The organism is Rheinheimera sp. KL1 (genome assembly GCF_001275035.1).
GTDB classification, from domain to species: Bacteria; Pseudomonadota; Gammaproteobacteria; order Enterobacterales; family Alteromonadaceae; genus Pararheinheimera; species Pararheinheimera tangshanensis.
This window is the reverse complement of the sequence record NZ_LAMX01000015.1, coordinates 86,366-102,085: the sequence shown is the minus strand read 5'-3', so window position 1 is coordinate 102,085 and position 15,720 is coordinate 86,366. Positions and strand designations below refer to the sequence as shown.

The 15,720-nt window shown below is 48.1% G+C and carries 10 protein-coding genes; 4 read left to right on the top strand and 6 right to left on the bottom strand.

From position 1 onward, the window contains the following. The first annotated feature begins 243 nt into the window (after window positions 1-243). On the top strand, window positions 244-1,311 hold the full coding sequence (locus WH43_RS07850; RefSeq protein WP_053424080.1) for a pectate lyase: 1,068 nt from the start codon (window positions 244-246) through the stop codon (window positions 1,309-1,311). An 83-nt stretch (window positions 1,312-1,394) separates the two neighbouring features. Here the strand turns inward: WH43_RS07850 and WH43_RS07845 are convergent, their stop codons facing one another. From WH43_RS07845 to rnk, 6 genes are all read right to left on the bottom strand, one after another. Then, a complete protein-coding gene (locus WH43_RS07845) occupies window positions 1,395-4,514 on the bottom strand; it encodes an efflux RND transporter permease subunit (protein ID WP_053424079.1) in 3,120 nt (1,039 codons plus the stop codon). 9 nt (window positions 4,515-4,523) lie between these two features. Continuing rightward, a complete protein-coding gene (locus WH43_RS07840; RefSeq protein WP_053424078.1) occupies window positions 4,524-5,765 on the bottom strand; it encodes an efflux RND transporter periplasmic adaptor subunit in 1,242 nt (413 codons plus the stop codon). Further along, window positions 5,762-7,075 (bottom strand): TolC family protein, encoded by a 1,314-nt coding sequence (locus tag WH43_RS07835; protein WP_053424077.1) that lies wholly within the window; start codon window positions 7,073-7,075, stop codon window positions 5,762-5,764. Before WH43_RS07835 ends, WH43_RS07840 begins: the two co-directional genes overlap by 4 nt. Before the next feature lie 45 nt (window positions 7,076-7,120). Then, entirely contained in the window at window positions 7,121-7,510 is a 390-nt protein-coding gene (locus WH43_RS07830) for a hypothetical protein (RefSeq protein WP_053424076.1), read from the bottom strand. A gap of 40 nt (window positions 7,511-7,550) precedes the next feature. Then, window positions 7,551-8,579, bottom strand: coding sequence for an FAD:protein FMN transferase (locus tag WH43_RS07825; protein WP_286049569.1), 1,029 nt, complete (start codon window positions 8,577-8,579; stop codon window positions 7,551-7,553). Between the two features lie 109 nt (window positions 8,580-8,688). Continuing rightward, complete coding sequence (gene rnk / locus WH43_RS21065; protein ID WP_082335718.1) at window positions 8,689-9,558, bottom strand: nucleoside diphosphate kinase regulator; 870 nt, start codon at window positions 9,556-9,558, stop codon at window positions 8,689-8,691. Between the two features lie 408 nt (window positions 9,559-9,966). Between rnk and WH43_RS07810 the strand changes: the two genes are divergently transcribed. The 3 genes from WH43_RS07810 to WH43_RS20470 all read left to right on the top strand — a co-directional run bounded on the left by WH43_RS07810 (window position 9,967) and on the right by WH43_RS20470 (window position 15,602). Beyond that, window positions 9,967-13,203 (top strand): bifunctional diguanylate cyclase/phosphodiesterase, encoded by a 3,237-nt coding sequence (locus WH43_RS07810; protein WP_053424074.1) that lies wholly within the window; start codon window positions 9,967-9,969, stop codon window positions 13,201-13,203. 216 nt (window positions 13,204-13,419) lie between these two features. Continuing rightward, on the top strand, window positions 13,420-15,090 hold the full coding sequence (locus WH43_RS07805; RefSeq protein ID WP_286049568.1) for a M3 family metallopeptidase: 1,671 nt from the start codon (window positions 13,420-13,422) through the stop codon (window positions 15,088-15,090). Then, entirely contained in the window at window positions 15,090-15,602 is a 513-nt protein-coding gene (locus WH43_RS20470; RefSeq protein ID WP_353504798.1) for a M3 family metallopeptidase, read from the top strand. The genes WH43_RS07805 and WH43_RS20470 overlap by 1 nt, the downstream gene beginning before the upstream one ends. Window positions 15,603-15,720: the final 118 nt, after the last annotated feature.

The following is a 15,720-nucleotide window of genomic DNA, read 5'->3' as shown; positions in this document are numbered from 1 at the left end:
GCACAATTCAGCGCCGAGACCCCGCATCTGCTTTTGTGATGCAGTTAAATAGTTCTTATATCTTAACGCTAAACAGAAGATTTGGAGAAAAAAGTCAGGTCAGTCAAAGATCTCCCGTCAGAGTTACAACTTTTTCAGCCAAAAGTTTCACTCATGGAAACAAGAGCATTTTGGTTGCAAATAAGTTTATTTATTGTAAACAACTGCACTAATGTGACAAGGAACACAACAACCGGAGGTTCTATGAACTTACTACGCCATTCGATCAAAGTATTATCCTGTGCCCTATTATTGCCTTTGTCGCTGTCTGTTACAGCGCAAAGCGAGCCAAACACCACACTGATGTTGACTAAAAAAGCCAACACTACTTACCTGAGTTGGTCTACCGACGTCAAAACTGTGGCCCGACAGGAAATTTACCGCAGCACCAGCAGTGTGTTTGAACAGGCTGAACGTATTGCCATATTAGACCCTTACCAGCAAGTAGCACAGGACAGCAGCTTTGAACCTGAGCAGGATTATTGGTACTGGCTTAAAGTAATAGATGCCGATGGTCAGGAACATATTTCAAACTTATCCGCCACATTACCAGCACTGAGCTTTCAGCCTTTTGCGACTATCGCCAATGCCAGTCGTTGTAAAGCGGGAGCTACCTTTGAAAACGAGACTATAGATTGCGGCGGTATCACTGTGGGCAGTAGTTGTGCCAGCGATGCTGAAGGTCAAAAACCTGTGATCACGCTGAAGAACGCAACAGTGAAAAATCTGCGTATTTCAGCCAGCGGCGGCGCTGATGGCATTCATTGCAGTAGCGGCAATTGCACCATTGAAAACGTCGTCTGGGAGGATATCTGTGAAGATGCTGCCACTAATAATGGCAAGACGATGACAGTCAAAGGCGGTATGGCTTTTAACAGTGCCAATGGCCCCGGAGGTAAACCCGATAAAGTGTTTCAGCAGAACTCAAAAAACAGTACCACAGTGCTGACAGGTAACTTCACGCTAACCGGCGAAAACGGTAAGTTATGGCGTTCGTGCGGAGACTGCACTGACAATGGTGGCCCACGTTATCTGACGATTTCAGGTGTGACCATTAACGGCAAAATTGGCAGTATTGCCGGGGTTAACAGCAACTACAAAGATGTGGCGACTATCCGTAATCTGAAAATTAAAGACTATGCAGCAGGCAAACCGCCGGTCTGTGAACACTATACCGGTGTGAAAAAAGGTCAGGGTAAATCGGTAAAAGATAAAGAATACTGGAACAGCGCCAGCTGTAATGTCAGCAAATCGGACGTGACTAAGCTGTAATTTAGTAAAGCTAAGCGATAAAGAAAGCAGGGACTTTAGTCAAAAGTCCCTGCTTTGTTGATGTACTGGGATTGATGTTCTGTTTAAGCTTTTCTGAAATTCGCCAGCCGGTACAAAGCCGGCAGCACCAGCAAGGTTAATAAGGTGGAGCTGATAATACCGCCTATGACTACTGTCGCTAAAGGCCGCTGAATTTCAGCGCCTGTGCCAGTATTAAAGGCCATAGGCACAAAACCCAAACTGGCGACCAAAGCGGTCATCATGACAGGCCTTAACCGCGACAATGCGCCTTGCTCCAATGCAGCCAACAACTCCATGCCCTGCTCACGCAACTGGCGAATAAAACTGACCAGCACTATGCCGTTGAGTACCGCTATACCTGATAAAGCAATAAAGCCAATAGCGGCTGAGATAGACAACGGCATATCGCGCAGCAGCAGCGCAAAGACACCACCAGTCAGCGCCAGCGGTATACCGCTAAAGACCACCAAAGTGTCCCGCACTGAGTTCAGTGCACCATACAAAAGGCCAATAATCAGCAACAAAGTCAGAGGCACCACTATGCTTAAACGCTCTGTTGCTGACTGTAACTGCTTGAACGTACCGCCATAATCCAGCCAGTATCCCTCCGGCAGAGGCAATTGCTGCATACGTTGCTGCACTTCGACGATAAAACTGCCCAGGTCGCGGTCTGTGACATTCGCAGTCACCACCACATTACGTTTACCGCTTTCCCTGTTGATTTGATTGGGGCCGGTAATTTCCTTAATGGTGGCAATTTCACCCAGCGGCACATACCTTAGTTCAGGCGAGTCATCCAAAGGCAAAGTGACAGGAATACGCGCCAAAGCCGCCGGGTCTTGCCGTAACTCTTCCGGTAAACGCAGCATCAGCTTGAAGCGTTTATCGCCTTCGTACATCAACCCAACCTGCCGTCCGCCGATAGCGGTTTGGATTAACTGCTGCATTTGCGCCACGTCCATGCCGACCAAAGCTAAATGATCCCGCTGCGGCTCTATCGACAATAAAGGTAAGCCTGTGGCTTGTTCCATCCGGGCATCTTCAGCGCCCGGCACTGCAGCAAGCACAGCAGCGACTTGTTCACCCACTTCGGCTAGCGTATCCAGATCATCACCATAGACCCGCACAGCAACGTCGGTACGCACCCCAGCAATGAGCTCGTTAAAACGCATTTCGATCGGCTGGGTAAACTCGTATTTATTACCCGGAATTTGCTCCACTAACTGGCGCAGTTCTTCGTCAAATTCAGCACGGGTTTTGGCCGGATTGGGCCAGTCCTGCTGGTTTTTCAGAATGATAAAGGTGTCGGCAACATTAGGCGGCATAGGATCGGTCGCCACTTCTGGCGTGCCAATTTTTGAGAACACCCGCGCCACTTCCGGCAAGGTCGCTATCTCGGCTTCCAATTGCAGCTGCATATGCACCGACTGGCTCAGACTGGTACCGGGGATCCGCAAGGCATGCATGGCGATATCGCCCTCATCCAGTTGAGGCAAAAACTCCGAGCCCATTTTACTGGCCGACCATAAAGCACTGAATAGCAGCAGTATCGCCAGGCCAGACACCAACAGCGGCATTTTGATCGACCAGGCCAACAGAGGCTGATAGCTGCGGCGTAACGCCGACATCAGGGCATTTTCTTTTTCCGACACTTTACCACTGACAAACAAGGCAATAGCGGCCGGAACAAAGGTAATAGCCAAAACCAAAGCGCCTAACAAAGCCGCGATCACGGTAAAGGCCATAGGCTGGAACATTTTGCCCTCAACCCCACTTAAGGCAAAAATCGGCAGATACACCAGCATGATAATAAAGACACCAAACATAGCTGGGGTCATCACTTCTCTGGTTGCCCGGAGCACCACGGCAGAACGTTCTTTTAGCGTCAGTAAGCGGCCTTGTTGATGCTGAGCTAAACCTAGCTGACGTAAGCAGTTTTCAACCACTATGACGGAGCCATCGACAATCAGGCCAAAGTCGATGGCGCCCAAACTCATCAGGTTGCCACTCATTTTATTCGCCGCCATGCCGCTGATGGCAAACAGCATACTCAGTGGGATCACTAAAGCCGTTAACAACGCAGCACGCACATTGCCAAGAAACAAAAACAGGATCACCACCACCAACACAGCGCCTTCGAGCAGGTTGGTTTCCACTGTTTTGATGGTTTTATCCACTAAGGTCGTGCGGTTGTAATTGGCTTCTGCGACCACGCCAGAAGGTAAACGTAAGTTGATTTCATCCAGCCGGGCTGCTACTTGCTGCGATACGGTGCGGCTGTTTTGCCCGACCAGCATCATCACTGTGCCCAGTACGACTTCGTTACCATCCTGAGTGGCCGCGCCAGTACGCAGTTGTTTGCCTATAGCGACAGCGGCCACATCTTTCACCCGAACCGGGCCGTCGTCGCGTTTGGCGATCACCAGTTGGCTGATGTCTTCCAGCGATTTCAGCTGGCCTGGTGACCGGATCAGCCACTGTTCGCCATTGCGTTCAATATAACCAGCACCCACATTGCTGTTGTTTTGTTCCAGCGCTTGGGCCAAATCATCCAGCGTCAGTTTAAAGGCCAGTAACTTGACTAAATCAGGAGAGACCTGATATTCGCGGAGATAACCGCCTATGGTGTTAATTTCTGTCACACCCGGCACCTTCAGCAGTTGTGGCCGGATCACCCAGTCTTGAATAGTGCGCAAATCCTCAGGGTTGTAAGCGGAACCATCGGCTTTTTTCGCATCAGGCAAAACCTTCACTGTATAGGAAAAAATCTCGCCAAGGCCTGAGACTATGGGCCCCATTTCTGGATCTATATCGGCTGGCAGTTCGTTTCTGACGTTTTGCAGCCGCTCCGCCACTTGTTGTCTGGCCCAGTAAATATCTGTGCCTTCGGTAAAAACCACTGTGACTTGCGACAAACCATAACGGGATAAGGAACGGGTGTACTCCAATCCGGGTAAGCCCGCCATCGCTGTTTCAATGGCATAGGTAATACGCTGCTCGGTTTCCTGCGGCGAAAAACCTTCGGCAGCAGTATTGATTTGTACCTGCACATTGGTGATATCAGGCACAGCATCCACCGGCAGCTTCATGGCCTGCCAAAGCCCTGCTGCTGCTAATAACAAGGTCAGCAGCATGATGAGCACAGGCCTTGCCAGCGCTGTTTTTAATAAGCTGTTTATCATGACAAGTCCTTAGTGATCATGGCTGGCGCCAGACTTCATCACGTCGGCTTTGAGGATAAAACTGTGAGTGGTGGCGTATTCAACCCCCAGCGGTACACCGGATAGCACTTCGACCTGAGTGTCATCGCTTCGGCCAATTTCAGGCATGCGGATCTCAAACACATCCCCAACCTTGATAAAAATCACCGTCTTATCATTCCATAACTGCAGGGCTGATTTTTTGATCACCAAAGGCACATCCACTGTCGCTACTGTCACATCGGTTTTCACATGCATTCCAGGCCGCCAATGGCCGTCAGGATTGGTTAAAACACCACGGGCGCGGGCTATATGACCGCCCGTCATTTGTGGCGCTATGTAGCTGATTTGGCTGACTGCAGCTTGGTGACCATGCAAATCCTGCACTAAAAATTGTTGCCCTAACTTGAGCTGTTCTGTATCCGAAGGAAAAGCCGACATTTCGACATAAACCGATGAAAAGTCGCTGATTTCGAGTAGAGGCTGCTCTGCAACTTTGCTCCCCACACTGACATAGCTGGCCGTGACTTCACCGGATAGAGGCGCAAAAATAGCGTAGTTTTTTAAGCTGTTGGGATTTTGAACACTGGCCACCAACTGGCCTTTAGTTACCTTATCACCGACTTTAACCGCAATCTGCTGTACAATCCCGGCATAAGCAGCACCCACCTGAACCTGTTGCTCTGGTACAGGGGCAACTACCCCAAACAAATGCAACTGAGTGTGGATTTGGCCAGGCCGGGTTTGTTCCAGCTCTATGCCGGCTTTTTCCACTGACCGCGCTGATAAGGTAGTACGGCCCTCAAAGGAGTCATACTGCCATTGGTAGTTTTTGCCCTGATAACTGGCGTCGACTTGCACGGCAAAGGAATGAGGTTCCCGCACCACGGTATCACCCAGCCAGTAATCCAGTTCTGGACTGAATTGGACAAGCTCTGCCGGTTCGCCTAAACGCTGTAACCTGACTTGTAGTTTCAGTGCTGTGGTTTTGACAGGCTCGCCGTTTTTGTACAAATACAGCCGGAATTCTGGCTCTACTTCGGTTTCATAAATAGTGACTTCTACAGCAAAGTCATCTTGAGTCAATAAACGCCCACCATGTGGCCCTTTGGCCGCTTCGCTGTGCGCATGCTCCGCTTCGTCATCATGATGTTCACCACTGGCAAAGGCGGCCGGGCTGATGACCAGTGTGAGGCTCAGGTATAGCATGGAGAAAAATACTGACATATTCATTGAGTAAGCTCCTGTTGTGCAGGGAGAGAGGAAGCGCTGCGCTGTTGAAGTAAAGCCTGCGGCGCATTCACCACCATAGGTAAGCCGGTCAGGCGTTCCAGCTCTAATAGCTGCAAATGCAGAGCGTAGTGCAGGTCAATCAGGTGGCGTTTGGCCAGCAGGATCTCCTGCTGCGCTGAGAGTAGATCCGTCATATCAAATATCCCTAGCTGGTAACCCGCCGCTATCTGCTCTAGTACTTGTTGTGATAGTGGCAGCACGGCTTTCTGGTAATCCTTGATTTGTTCACTCAATTGCGTCAATTGCAGATAGCTGTGCTCTGTTTGTAATTGCAGTTGCTGCATCGTCTGTTGTTGCTGCAGCTGGGCTTGTTCTGTTGCGGCTTGAGTGGCGAGCAAAGTCCCCTGCTGCGGGTTTTCCAGTTGCAGCGGCAGGCTGAGCTGCAGCACCACAGCGTTATCGTTAGTTTGCTGATTGCGGCGAATTCCTGCGCCAAGGGTTAAATCTGCCTGTCCCAGAGCTTTGGCCAGTTGTAACTGACTCTCCAACACCCGCTGCTGCGTTAGCCACCATTGCAACTCTGGGGCTTGTTGCAGTTGCGTCAGCACATCCGCGAGCGCAGGCAAAGCCGGCAGCAGAGTTAAATCACCTGAGACGGCGTCAAAGTCAGGCTGGTCAGCCCAATGACTGGCCAACAGACGCAAGTTCAGCTGTTTTGTCGCGGACAGACTTTTATGCTCCATCCGGCTTTGCAGCACTTTAAGCTCCAGGCGGCTAAGATCTGCGTCTTTGACATTGCCCGCTTGTGCTCGCTCTTTGGCAAGGTTCAGAGCCTGTTGCTCCATGGCAATTTTTTGCTCTGCCCAGTTCAGCAGCGCCTGTTGATGCAATAGCTGCAAAAAGCTTCGCATGGTTGCCGCCAGCGCATCGACTTTATCCAGCTGGTATTGTCGTTCTGTCAGCTCACTTTGCCACTGAGTCAGTTCAAGCCGCTTCTGGCGTTTATCACCCAGTTCAATCAATTGACTCAGGCTTAAGGTCAGCTCGGCACTTTTCACACCACTGCTGTCGCCCGTGCCCAGCACATCCGCCAGTTCCACTTGCAGTTCAGGATTAGGCCGTACCCCGGCGCTAATAGCAGCGGCGTCGTTGATCCGCTGCTGATAGGGATACAATTGCAAGCCGGGGTTATGCGTTAAGGTACGTTGTAGCGCTTGCGCAAGGCTAAGTTCGGTCGCCAGGGCAGGAATACCCCATAGCAAGCATAAAGCCAGCAGCATACGAGCCGCATGGCTGATTTTTATAGTCATGACTAAATCCAGTAAGTTATTGAAATAAAATTGAAAATATAACTTTTAAAGCAATAGTGACGGATTAGGCGGCGGTACTGGCGGGCTGTACGTGGTGGTAATTAAAGCATACTGAGCTATGCCTGATGATTTATGCACCACAGGAGCTGCAGATACTGAATAAAGTTCGGCTATATAGCAGGCAACATGGGCGTGAGTTTGATGATGGCCATCCTTGTGCTCTGCAGCTTCATCTTCGCTCTCTTCAACAGAACAATGCTGATGTTGTGTGTGACTAGAACTGTCCAGCACAGAAAACGGGTGATCCTCCGCTGGTAAATGCATAACAATGCTTTCACAGGCCGAAACGGCGTGATTAAGCATAATCAGCATTAACAACACAAAACGAAGAATGAGTTTTGGCATAAAGCCCTCGATAAGAATTGTTATCATCATAGCCTTAAACCCTGCGCTAACTCAAGCGTTCAAATCGGGGTTATAAATAGGCTTCAAAGGCTTGTGAGTAGAGTTCTTCGAATTCGCCTTCTTGGTTTTTAACAATAAACAAAGCAGCTATTTGCTGTTGATTGGCAAGTGCTAACGCTTTTTCAACGCCCATCACCATAAAAGCAGTGGAGAGTCCATCAGCCGTCATACAGGACGGATAAATGACAGTAGAAGACAGCATCATATGGGTAATAGGTTTGCCTGTTTTAGGATCGATTAAATGAGAATAGCGCTGGTTATTTTCTTCAAAGAAAATGCGGTAATCGCCTGAGGTAGCCACAGCATTGTCTTTTGGCCGGAGCAGTCGCTGTAACACACGACCCTCAGCCACGGGTTTTTCCAAACCAACAGTCCAGTCTTTGCCTTCCAGTGAAGTACCCTTAATACGGATTTCGCCGCCAATTTCAGCCAGAAAGTTGTGGATCCCCAGCTGCTCAAGTACCTGTGCCACCAAATCAACGCCATAACCTTTGGCGATAGTGGATAAATCGACATAAAGTTCCGGTTTAGTTTTACGAACAGTACTACCCTCCAGCTGTAAATACTGCACTCCTGTTTGTGTTCTGGCCAGAGCGATAGCAACATTATCCGGCACTTTCTCTGGCCTGTGCGTAGGGCCAAAGCCCCAGAGATTAACCAAAGGACCTACCGTTATATCCAGATAACCATTTGTCATTTGAGCCAATCGGATCCCTTCGCCAAATAAGAATCGCAGCATGTCTGACGCTTCGCGCGGCGCAGTGGAATGACTCAGATTAAATAACGACAACTCAGAATCCTTGATATACGTAGAGGCTACCTGGTTCACCTCTTTTAACACTTGCTCAATCTGAGCTTGTACCTGCTGCTGATCTGGCATCCCTGGCTGAGCTACATAGGAAACATGGTAAGTTGTCCCCATAGTTTTACCTTGCAGCATCACTTTTTCGGCCTCTGGTTTTGTACAGGACGCTAGGGTGACTAAGACAAAAAAGGCGAAAATGGCGTGTTTCAGATTCAAGACAGATAGGGTGTTCAAGGGGTGTTTCCTTCAGGGCTACTCTGTGGTTATTATCCCACAGAGCACCTGACCGAAAGGTTGCACTTATCTGATGTTATGGTTTAACCATCCCACTAGCGGTAAATCTCTACCTGTGGAATTGCCCTGCTCGCTCTGGCTGGTAGACCAGCTGCAGCACTTGGATCGGCTGAATATCGCCGGATGGCATAGGCCAATGAATTTGATCGCCTTCACAAAGACCAAGTAAAGCTGAGCCTACCGGAGCCAATACAGAGACTTTATCGCCGCTTGCGTCCAGATCTTTTGGATACACCAGCGTCAGGCAGGATTCATCGCCTGTTTTTGGCAGACGGATCCGCACTGTCGAATTCATAGTCACCACATTGGGCGGTATAACTTCAGGCTCCACGATCTCGCCCCGCTCCAGCTCCTGTTCCAGTAATAAACGAGCTGGGTCTGTGGCAGGTAAAGTGTTTAACAATTGATCCAACCTGTCCAGATCCAGACTGGACAACACGAGTTGAGGTAAAGCATGTTCTGACAATGCCTGTTGTGGCAACGGATGTTTCATGGAGTTCTCCTGTACAGAAGGAAGGAAAGCCGGTGGTTGTTTCACCGACATCAGATCACATAACAAAAAACGTAATGGACGGCGCAATAGCTTCACTTCAGCTACTTCACCGACATTTTTGCCAAGTAAAGCTGCACCCAAAGGCGATAACACTGAAATAAAGCCCTGTTCCGGGTTGGCCTGCTGTGGATAGACCAACGTCAGCCAGACTTCGGTTTGATCGGATAAATCCAGCAAACGAGCTGAACAGCCGGGCAACATACCAGTTTCACTTAAGGCTTTGCGTTTGCCTTTTGCGACAGATTCCAGCTGGAGTAACAGCTGTTGCAATTGCCAGGGCGGCAGCGGTTGAATAGCCGTACTGGCCATTAAAAATAAAGCCGAAACATCGGTTTTACCCGATGCGTGTTTTTTGAATAAGGTCATTCCAGACTCCGGAATTTAAGCAGTTAAAAATAAGAAAATAACAGCTATGCCGACCCCATCAGTATGGAGCCGGCTCAGAAATGGAAGACGGTAAAAAAAGCGGCGTGATAAGACGGCGACTTTATTGCAGTTTTAAACAACATCACCTCCGTCTTGTTTGCGATGAAAATAGGAATTCGATGTTGGATACCATATCGCATTTGGCGACAAAACTCAAAGCCACAGTTGGGCTGAAGGCAAAAGCTAGACTTGTCGCAACAAGCGCAGCAGCGAACTGTTATTTGTCTGGAGATGCTTACAGCCAAGTCTGACATATAGCCATTACTATCAAACAAGTCAGTTTTTTCTGGCCATATTCTTTAGTAAGCTCTTATACTCAGGCCATACTATTAAAATCTTTGGTGCACAATGGTCCATCCAAGTCATCTGACTGAGTCCCGGCAAGCCTTTCGGGTCGTGATGCTGTTAGCTGTCATATTGTGTACTGTCTTGCTCTACCCCACGCTGATTTATTCGCCCGGTCTTGCTAATTACCTATCATTGCATATCATCCTGGAAGTGATAGCAGTCTGCGTTTCTGTGCTGATTTTTGCCATCGGCTGGAACACCCAAAAATTTCTGCAATCGCCCCGTATTATCTGGTTATCAGCCTGGTTTTTGGGCGTCGCTCTGCTGGACTTATCGCACCTGCTCTCTTTTGTGGGTATGCCTGACTTTGTTACTCCATCCAGTGCGGAAAAAGGTATAAATTTTTGGTTAGCAGGTCGCACCTTTGCTGCGATCGCTTTGCTGGGTGCGTTATTTATGATGCGTATTCCGGCATTCAAGAACCGTAGTCTGAAATATCTAATTTCGCTGTTGGTTTTACTGTTAGTCACTGCACTTCATCTGCTTTTTCTGTTCTATCCAGATTATGTACCTGCTACCTTCAACGAAAAAACTGGCTTAACCTACTTTAAAATCAGCTTTGAATACAGCTTGATGTTTTGCTACTTATTGATTGCTTTGCTGAATCTCTCCAGTATGCGGACAGAGAGGCGGGTCCACACTGCAGGGCTGTTCGCCGCCAGCTGTATTATGGCTATGAGTGAATTCTTTTTTACACTGTATACCACTATGTCTGATTCTTATCACCTGCTTGGCCATCTTTATAAAATTCTTGCTTATGGTTTTTTATATAAAGCCTTGTTTGTTGAAACAGTTCAGTTGCCTTACCAGAAGCTAAAAGCGTCTGAGATCCAGCTCAGTACCACCTTAAACGCTTTGCCTGATTTACTCTTTGAGCTGGATGCGCAAGGCAACTATTTAGAAGTTCATGCCCGAGAAACCTCCAAACTGCTTGCACCTGAACACAGTTTGTTGGGGAGAAATATCAGGGATGTCATGACTCCTGAAGCCGCAGATACTTGCTTTGCTAGCTTGCAACAAGCTAAAACCGAAAGCATCAGCCGTGGCCGTCGTATTGCTTTGCATCTGAACGGCCAACAGCGTTACTTTGAACTCTCTGTCGCCATCAAAGCCAATATCACACCCACCCGGTTTTTAGTGTTATCCAGAGATGTGACCGACTTAGTCGAACAAGAACAATCACTGAAACAAAAACAGCAGCAGCTGGATTATTTCTTCAGCTCTAATCTGGACCTATTCTGTATTTGCGATCAACAAGGCCGCCTGCTACAGCTGAATGAGGCCTGGCAGCCTTTGACAGGTTTTAGCACGACTGAAATGCTCGGTTCTTCTTTGCTTGATTTTGTCGACGCTACGGACCAAACCAAATTGCAGCAAGCCATAGTGCAACTGCAACAAAATAATGATGTGCTGGATTTTGAAATTCAATGGAAAATGAAGGAGGGCGGGTCCTGTACTTTGGAGTGGCGAATCAAATTTGATGGCACCCTGATTTATGCCTCAGCCCGCGATATCTCAGAACGCAAACGTCAGAATGCCACAATTCAGAAGCTCTCAGCGGCAGTCGATCAAAGCCCCTTTCCTATCATCATTACTGATGCCAATGCCTGCATTGAATACGTTAATCTAGCTTTTGTTGAAAACTGTGGTTACAGCAAAGCAGAAGTCATAGGTCAAAATCCGCGCGTCCTGAAGTCAGGCTATACCCCTGAACAAACCTATAAGCAAATGTGGAGCAAGCTCAAAGCTGGCGAGCTGTGGAACGGCGAGTTGATTAACAGGCACAAAAACGGTTCTCTGTTCACTGAGTCAGCTTATATCTATCCTATTCGTAATGAACAAGGTGAAATTGTTAACTACCTGGCGCACAAAGAGGATATTACCGCCCGTAAACAAATTGAAGCCAGACTACAGCAACTCTCCAACTTTGATCAGTTAACTGGTTTGCCTAATACCAGTTTGCTCAGGCAACGCTTTGAGGAGCGTGAGTCAGCGCAGCTATCTGACGGCCAGACGACGGCGCTTATGTATTTGGATCTGGATAACTTTAAAGTGATTAACGATGCTCTGGGTCAGGCGATCGGAGATTTAGTATTACGGGAAATAGCACAACGTCTGCGGGTACCACTGAATGATCAGGATACATTATCGCGCCAATCCGGGGATCATTTCACCTTGTTGTTTCCCGAAATGTCGCAGATGCAAGCCACAGCTATGGCCTCGCGTTTGTTGGCCACGCTGGCTGAGCCTTTATTGATTGAACAACATGATTTGTTGATCAATGCGTCTATTGGCATCGCCTTGTATCCGAATGATGCAACAGATTTTGATGCACTGAGACTTTGTGCTGAGACCGCCATGTACAGAGTGAAACAAGACGGGCGAAACAGTTTCCGCTTTTTTGCTCCTGATATGCAGGAAGACAGCGCCCGCTCGCTGGCACTCGACAACGCCCTGAAACACGCTATCAGCCGTCATGAATTACGTTTGGTGTTCCAGCCTCAGGTCTGCCTGCAAACCGGCCGCATTGTAGGGGCCGAAACTCTGCTACGTTGGACCAGCGCGCAATTTGGTGAAATCTCTCCGGCCGTATTTATTCCACTTGCAGAAAACAATGGCTTGATAGGTCCCATCAGTGACTGGGTATTGGAGCATGCTGCCAGACAATTGAAGCAATGGCAGTCAGTAGGGATCACAGAGCTGCTGCTGGCGGTGAATATTTCAGCCTTGCAATTTGCGCAACCGGGTTTTGTTCAACATGTGATTGAGCTGGTGACAAAAGCCGGGGTAAAACCACAGCAGATAGAGCTGGAACTGACAGAAGCTGTGGCCTTAAAAAATCCTCAAGCGGCTAGTCTGATTATGAAGGAGCTCAGTGCTGCAGGTTTCTCTTTATCGATCGATGATTTTGGTACTGGCTATTCCTCGATGAGCTATCTCAAGGGCTTTGCTGTGGATCGGCTGAAAATAGATCAGTCCTTTATCAGAGAGCTGCAGGTTAGCCCTAATGATCAGGCTATTGTGAAAGCTATAGTGCAGATGGCTCACAGTCTGGGCATGCGCACCATAGCGGAAGGCGTGGAGACACAACAGCAGCAAGACTTCCTCAGTGCCCAATACTGCGATGAAATTCAGGGCTACTTTTTCAGTAAACCTTTAAGTGCGGAGCAGTTTGAATTATTTTTCAACACCCATACTAAGCAGGCAAAGCCCTACCCAACCAGCAAAGCATTCTGAGGCTGAGCTCAATGGATAGAGCACTTCGGGTACAAAACACTAATCCTGGCTAAGCTATTGCCGCAGCTGTGCGCCACTTATCCCACTAAATCTGCCATTTACTGCAAAACCTGTCTTTTCAGCACTGCTTTTGGCATACTCAACCAGTTAACAGGTAATGATTTTACTGTGATTCCATAACAAAAAAGCAACCAAGATACCCAGAAGGAAATATTCATGCGCAAGACGTTAATTGCCAGCGCTATCGGCGCAGCAGTCGCTTTAAGTGCCTGCTCCAAGCCAGCGGAAGAAGCAAAAACCACAGCAGCAGTTGAACAAACTCAAGCTGCTGCACCAGCAACGGAGCAAGCTGCGGTGACCAATCCATTGTTAGTAAAAAGTACGCTGCAATACGAAGCGCCTGAATTTGACAAAATTAAAGTTGAACATTATCAGCCAGCTATGGAAGAAGGCATCAAACAGCATATGGCTGAGATCCTGACTATTGCTGACAATAAAGAGCCTGCAACTTTTGAAAACACTATTGTCGCTATGGAGAAAAGTGGTGAGTTGTTAACTCGTGTAACTAGCACCTTCTTTAATATGACAGGCACCATCAGTAATGATGAGATCCAGAAAATTCAATCTGAAATGGCACCTAAATTTGCTGCGCATTCAGACAATATCAACCTGAATCCTCAGCTATTTGCCCGGGTAAAAGCAGTGTATGACGCCCGTGCCACCTTAGGTTTAGACGGTGAGGCCACTCGTTTAGTTGAAGACTATTATGAGCGTTTTGTTCGTGCCGGTGCCAACTTAACCGAAGAGCAAAAAACTAAAATTCGTGCTTTAAACGAAGAGCAGTCCACGCTGACCAACAAATATCAGCAGAACCTGATGGCGATGAAAGATCAAATCGCGGTTTATGTGGATACCAAAGAAGAATTATCAGGCTTATCAGAAGCTGAAATCACAGCAGCGGCAGAAGGCGCGAAAGCCAAAGGTAAAGAAGGTAAATTTATTATCGAAATTACCAACACCACTCGTCAGCCAGCTTTAGCTTCACTGGAAAACCGTGAAGTACGTAAAAAAGTATGGGAAGCCTCAGCCTACCGCGGTACTTCAGGTGAAACAGACAACCAGCCTATCGTTGCCCGTTTAGCGCAACTGCGTGCTGAACGCGCCAAGCTGCTAGGGTATGACAACTGGGCGACTTACCAGTTAGAACCTACTATGGCAAAAACGCCTAAAGCTGTACTGGATATGTTCGGTTCTATGGTGCCTGCTGTCGTAGAAAATACCAAAAAAGAAGCTGAAGCTATTCAGGCCATGATCAAAGAAACCGGCGGTGACTTTGAATTACAACCATGGGACTGGGAGTTCTATGCTGAGAAAGTACGTAAAGCCAAATACGATTTAGACGAAGCCCAAGTGCGCGAGTACTTTGAATTTGAACGCGTCCTGAACGACGGTATGTTCTACACAATGAACAAACTGTTTGGTATCACCATGAAGGCCCGTCCGGATTTACCTGTGTATCACCCGGATGTAAAAGCTTATGAAGTGTTTGACGCTGACGGCAAAAGCATGGCTATTTTCTATGCGGACTACTTTGCCCGTGATGGCAAACGTGGTGGCGCCTGGATGAGTTCTTTTGTCGAGCAAAGCAAGCTGTTAAATCAGAAGCCTGTAGTTGTAAACGTGATGAACATTCCTAAAGGCCCAGCCGGTGAACCTACGCTGGTGAGCTATGACAATGTCACCACTATGTTCCATGAATTTGGTCATGCAGTGCATGGTTTATTCTCCGACGTGACCTACCCGGCTTTAGCTGGTACTTCAGTATCCCGTGACTTCGTTGAGTTCCCGTCGACTTTCCAGGAGACTGGGCAGCTCACCCTGATGTAATTGGCAACTACGCCAAACACTACAAAACAGGCGAAGCTATCCCTGCTGAACTTTTGGCAAAAATCATGAAGTCACGCAGCTTCAACCAGGGGTATGACACACTGGAATATATGTCTTCTGCCCTACTGGATATGGAATGGCACTCTCTGCCAGCCGATGCACCACTGCAGGACGTACAGAAGTTTGAAGCTGAAGCGTTGAAGAAACACGGTGTGGATCTGGCTGCTGTGCCACCACGTTATAAGTCGACTTTCTTCGCTCACGTCTTCTCTGGTGGCTATTCAGCCAGTTACTACGCTTATATGTGGAGTGAGATTCTGGCTGCTGACGCTTTTGCCTATGTGCAAACTCAGGGTGGTTTAAAGCTGGAAAACGGCATTAACTTCCGTAAAAATATTCTGTCTATTGGTAACAGCAAAGACCCAATGGAAGCCTACAAAGCCTTCCGTGGTCAGGAACCAACCACAGATGCGCTGTTAATCCGTCGTGGTTTAAAGACTGGTATTAACTAAGCTCTGCTGATTTCAAGACACAAAAGCCGCTCACTGAGCGGCTTTTTTATGTCCACGGAAGGACGGTATGTCACAACTGCAGGGAGCATTGTTGTAACGATGTCCACGGAAGGACGGT

Bases quoted from the DNA above. Each gene is read 5' to 3' on its own strand.
- WH43_RS07850 (WP_053424080.1), top strand. From the start codon at position 244: ATGAACTTACTACGCCATTCGATCAAAGTATTATCCTGTGCCCTATTA.
- WH43_RS07845 (WP_053424079.1), bottom strand. From the start codon at position 4,514: ATGATAAACAGCTTATTAAAAACAGCGCTGGCAAGGCCTGTGCTCATC.
- WH43_RS07840 (WP_053424078.1), bottom strand. From the start codon at position 5,765: ATGAATATGTCAGTATTTTTCTCCATGCTATACCTGAGCCTCACACTG.
- WH43_RS07835 (WP_053424077.1), bottom strand. From the start codon at position 7,075: ATGACTATAAAAATCAGCCATGCGGCTCGTATGCTGCTGGCTTTATGC.
- WH43_RS07830 (WP_053424076.1), bottom strand. From the start codon at position 7,510: ATGATGATAACAATTCTTATCGAGGGCTTTATGCCAAAACTCATTCTT.
- rnk (WP_082335718.1), bottom strand. From the start codon at position 9,558: ATGACCTTATTCAAAAAACACGCATCGGGTAAAACCGATGTTTCGGCT.
- WH43_RS07810 (WP_053424074.1), top strand. From the start codon at position 9,967: ATGGTCCATCCAAGTCATCTGACTGAGTCCCGGCAAGCCTTTCGGGTC.
- WH43_RS07805 (WP_286049568.1), top strand. From the start codon at position 13,420: ATGCGCAAGACGTTAATTGCCAGCGCTATCGGCGCAGCAGTCGCTTTA.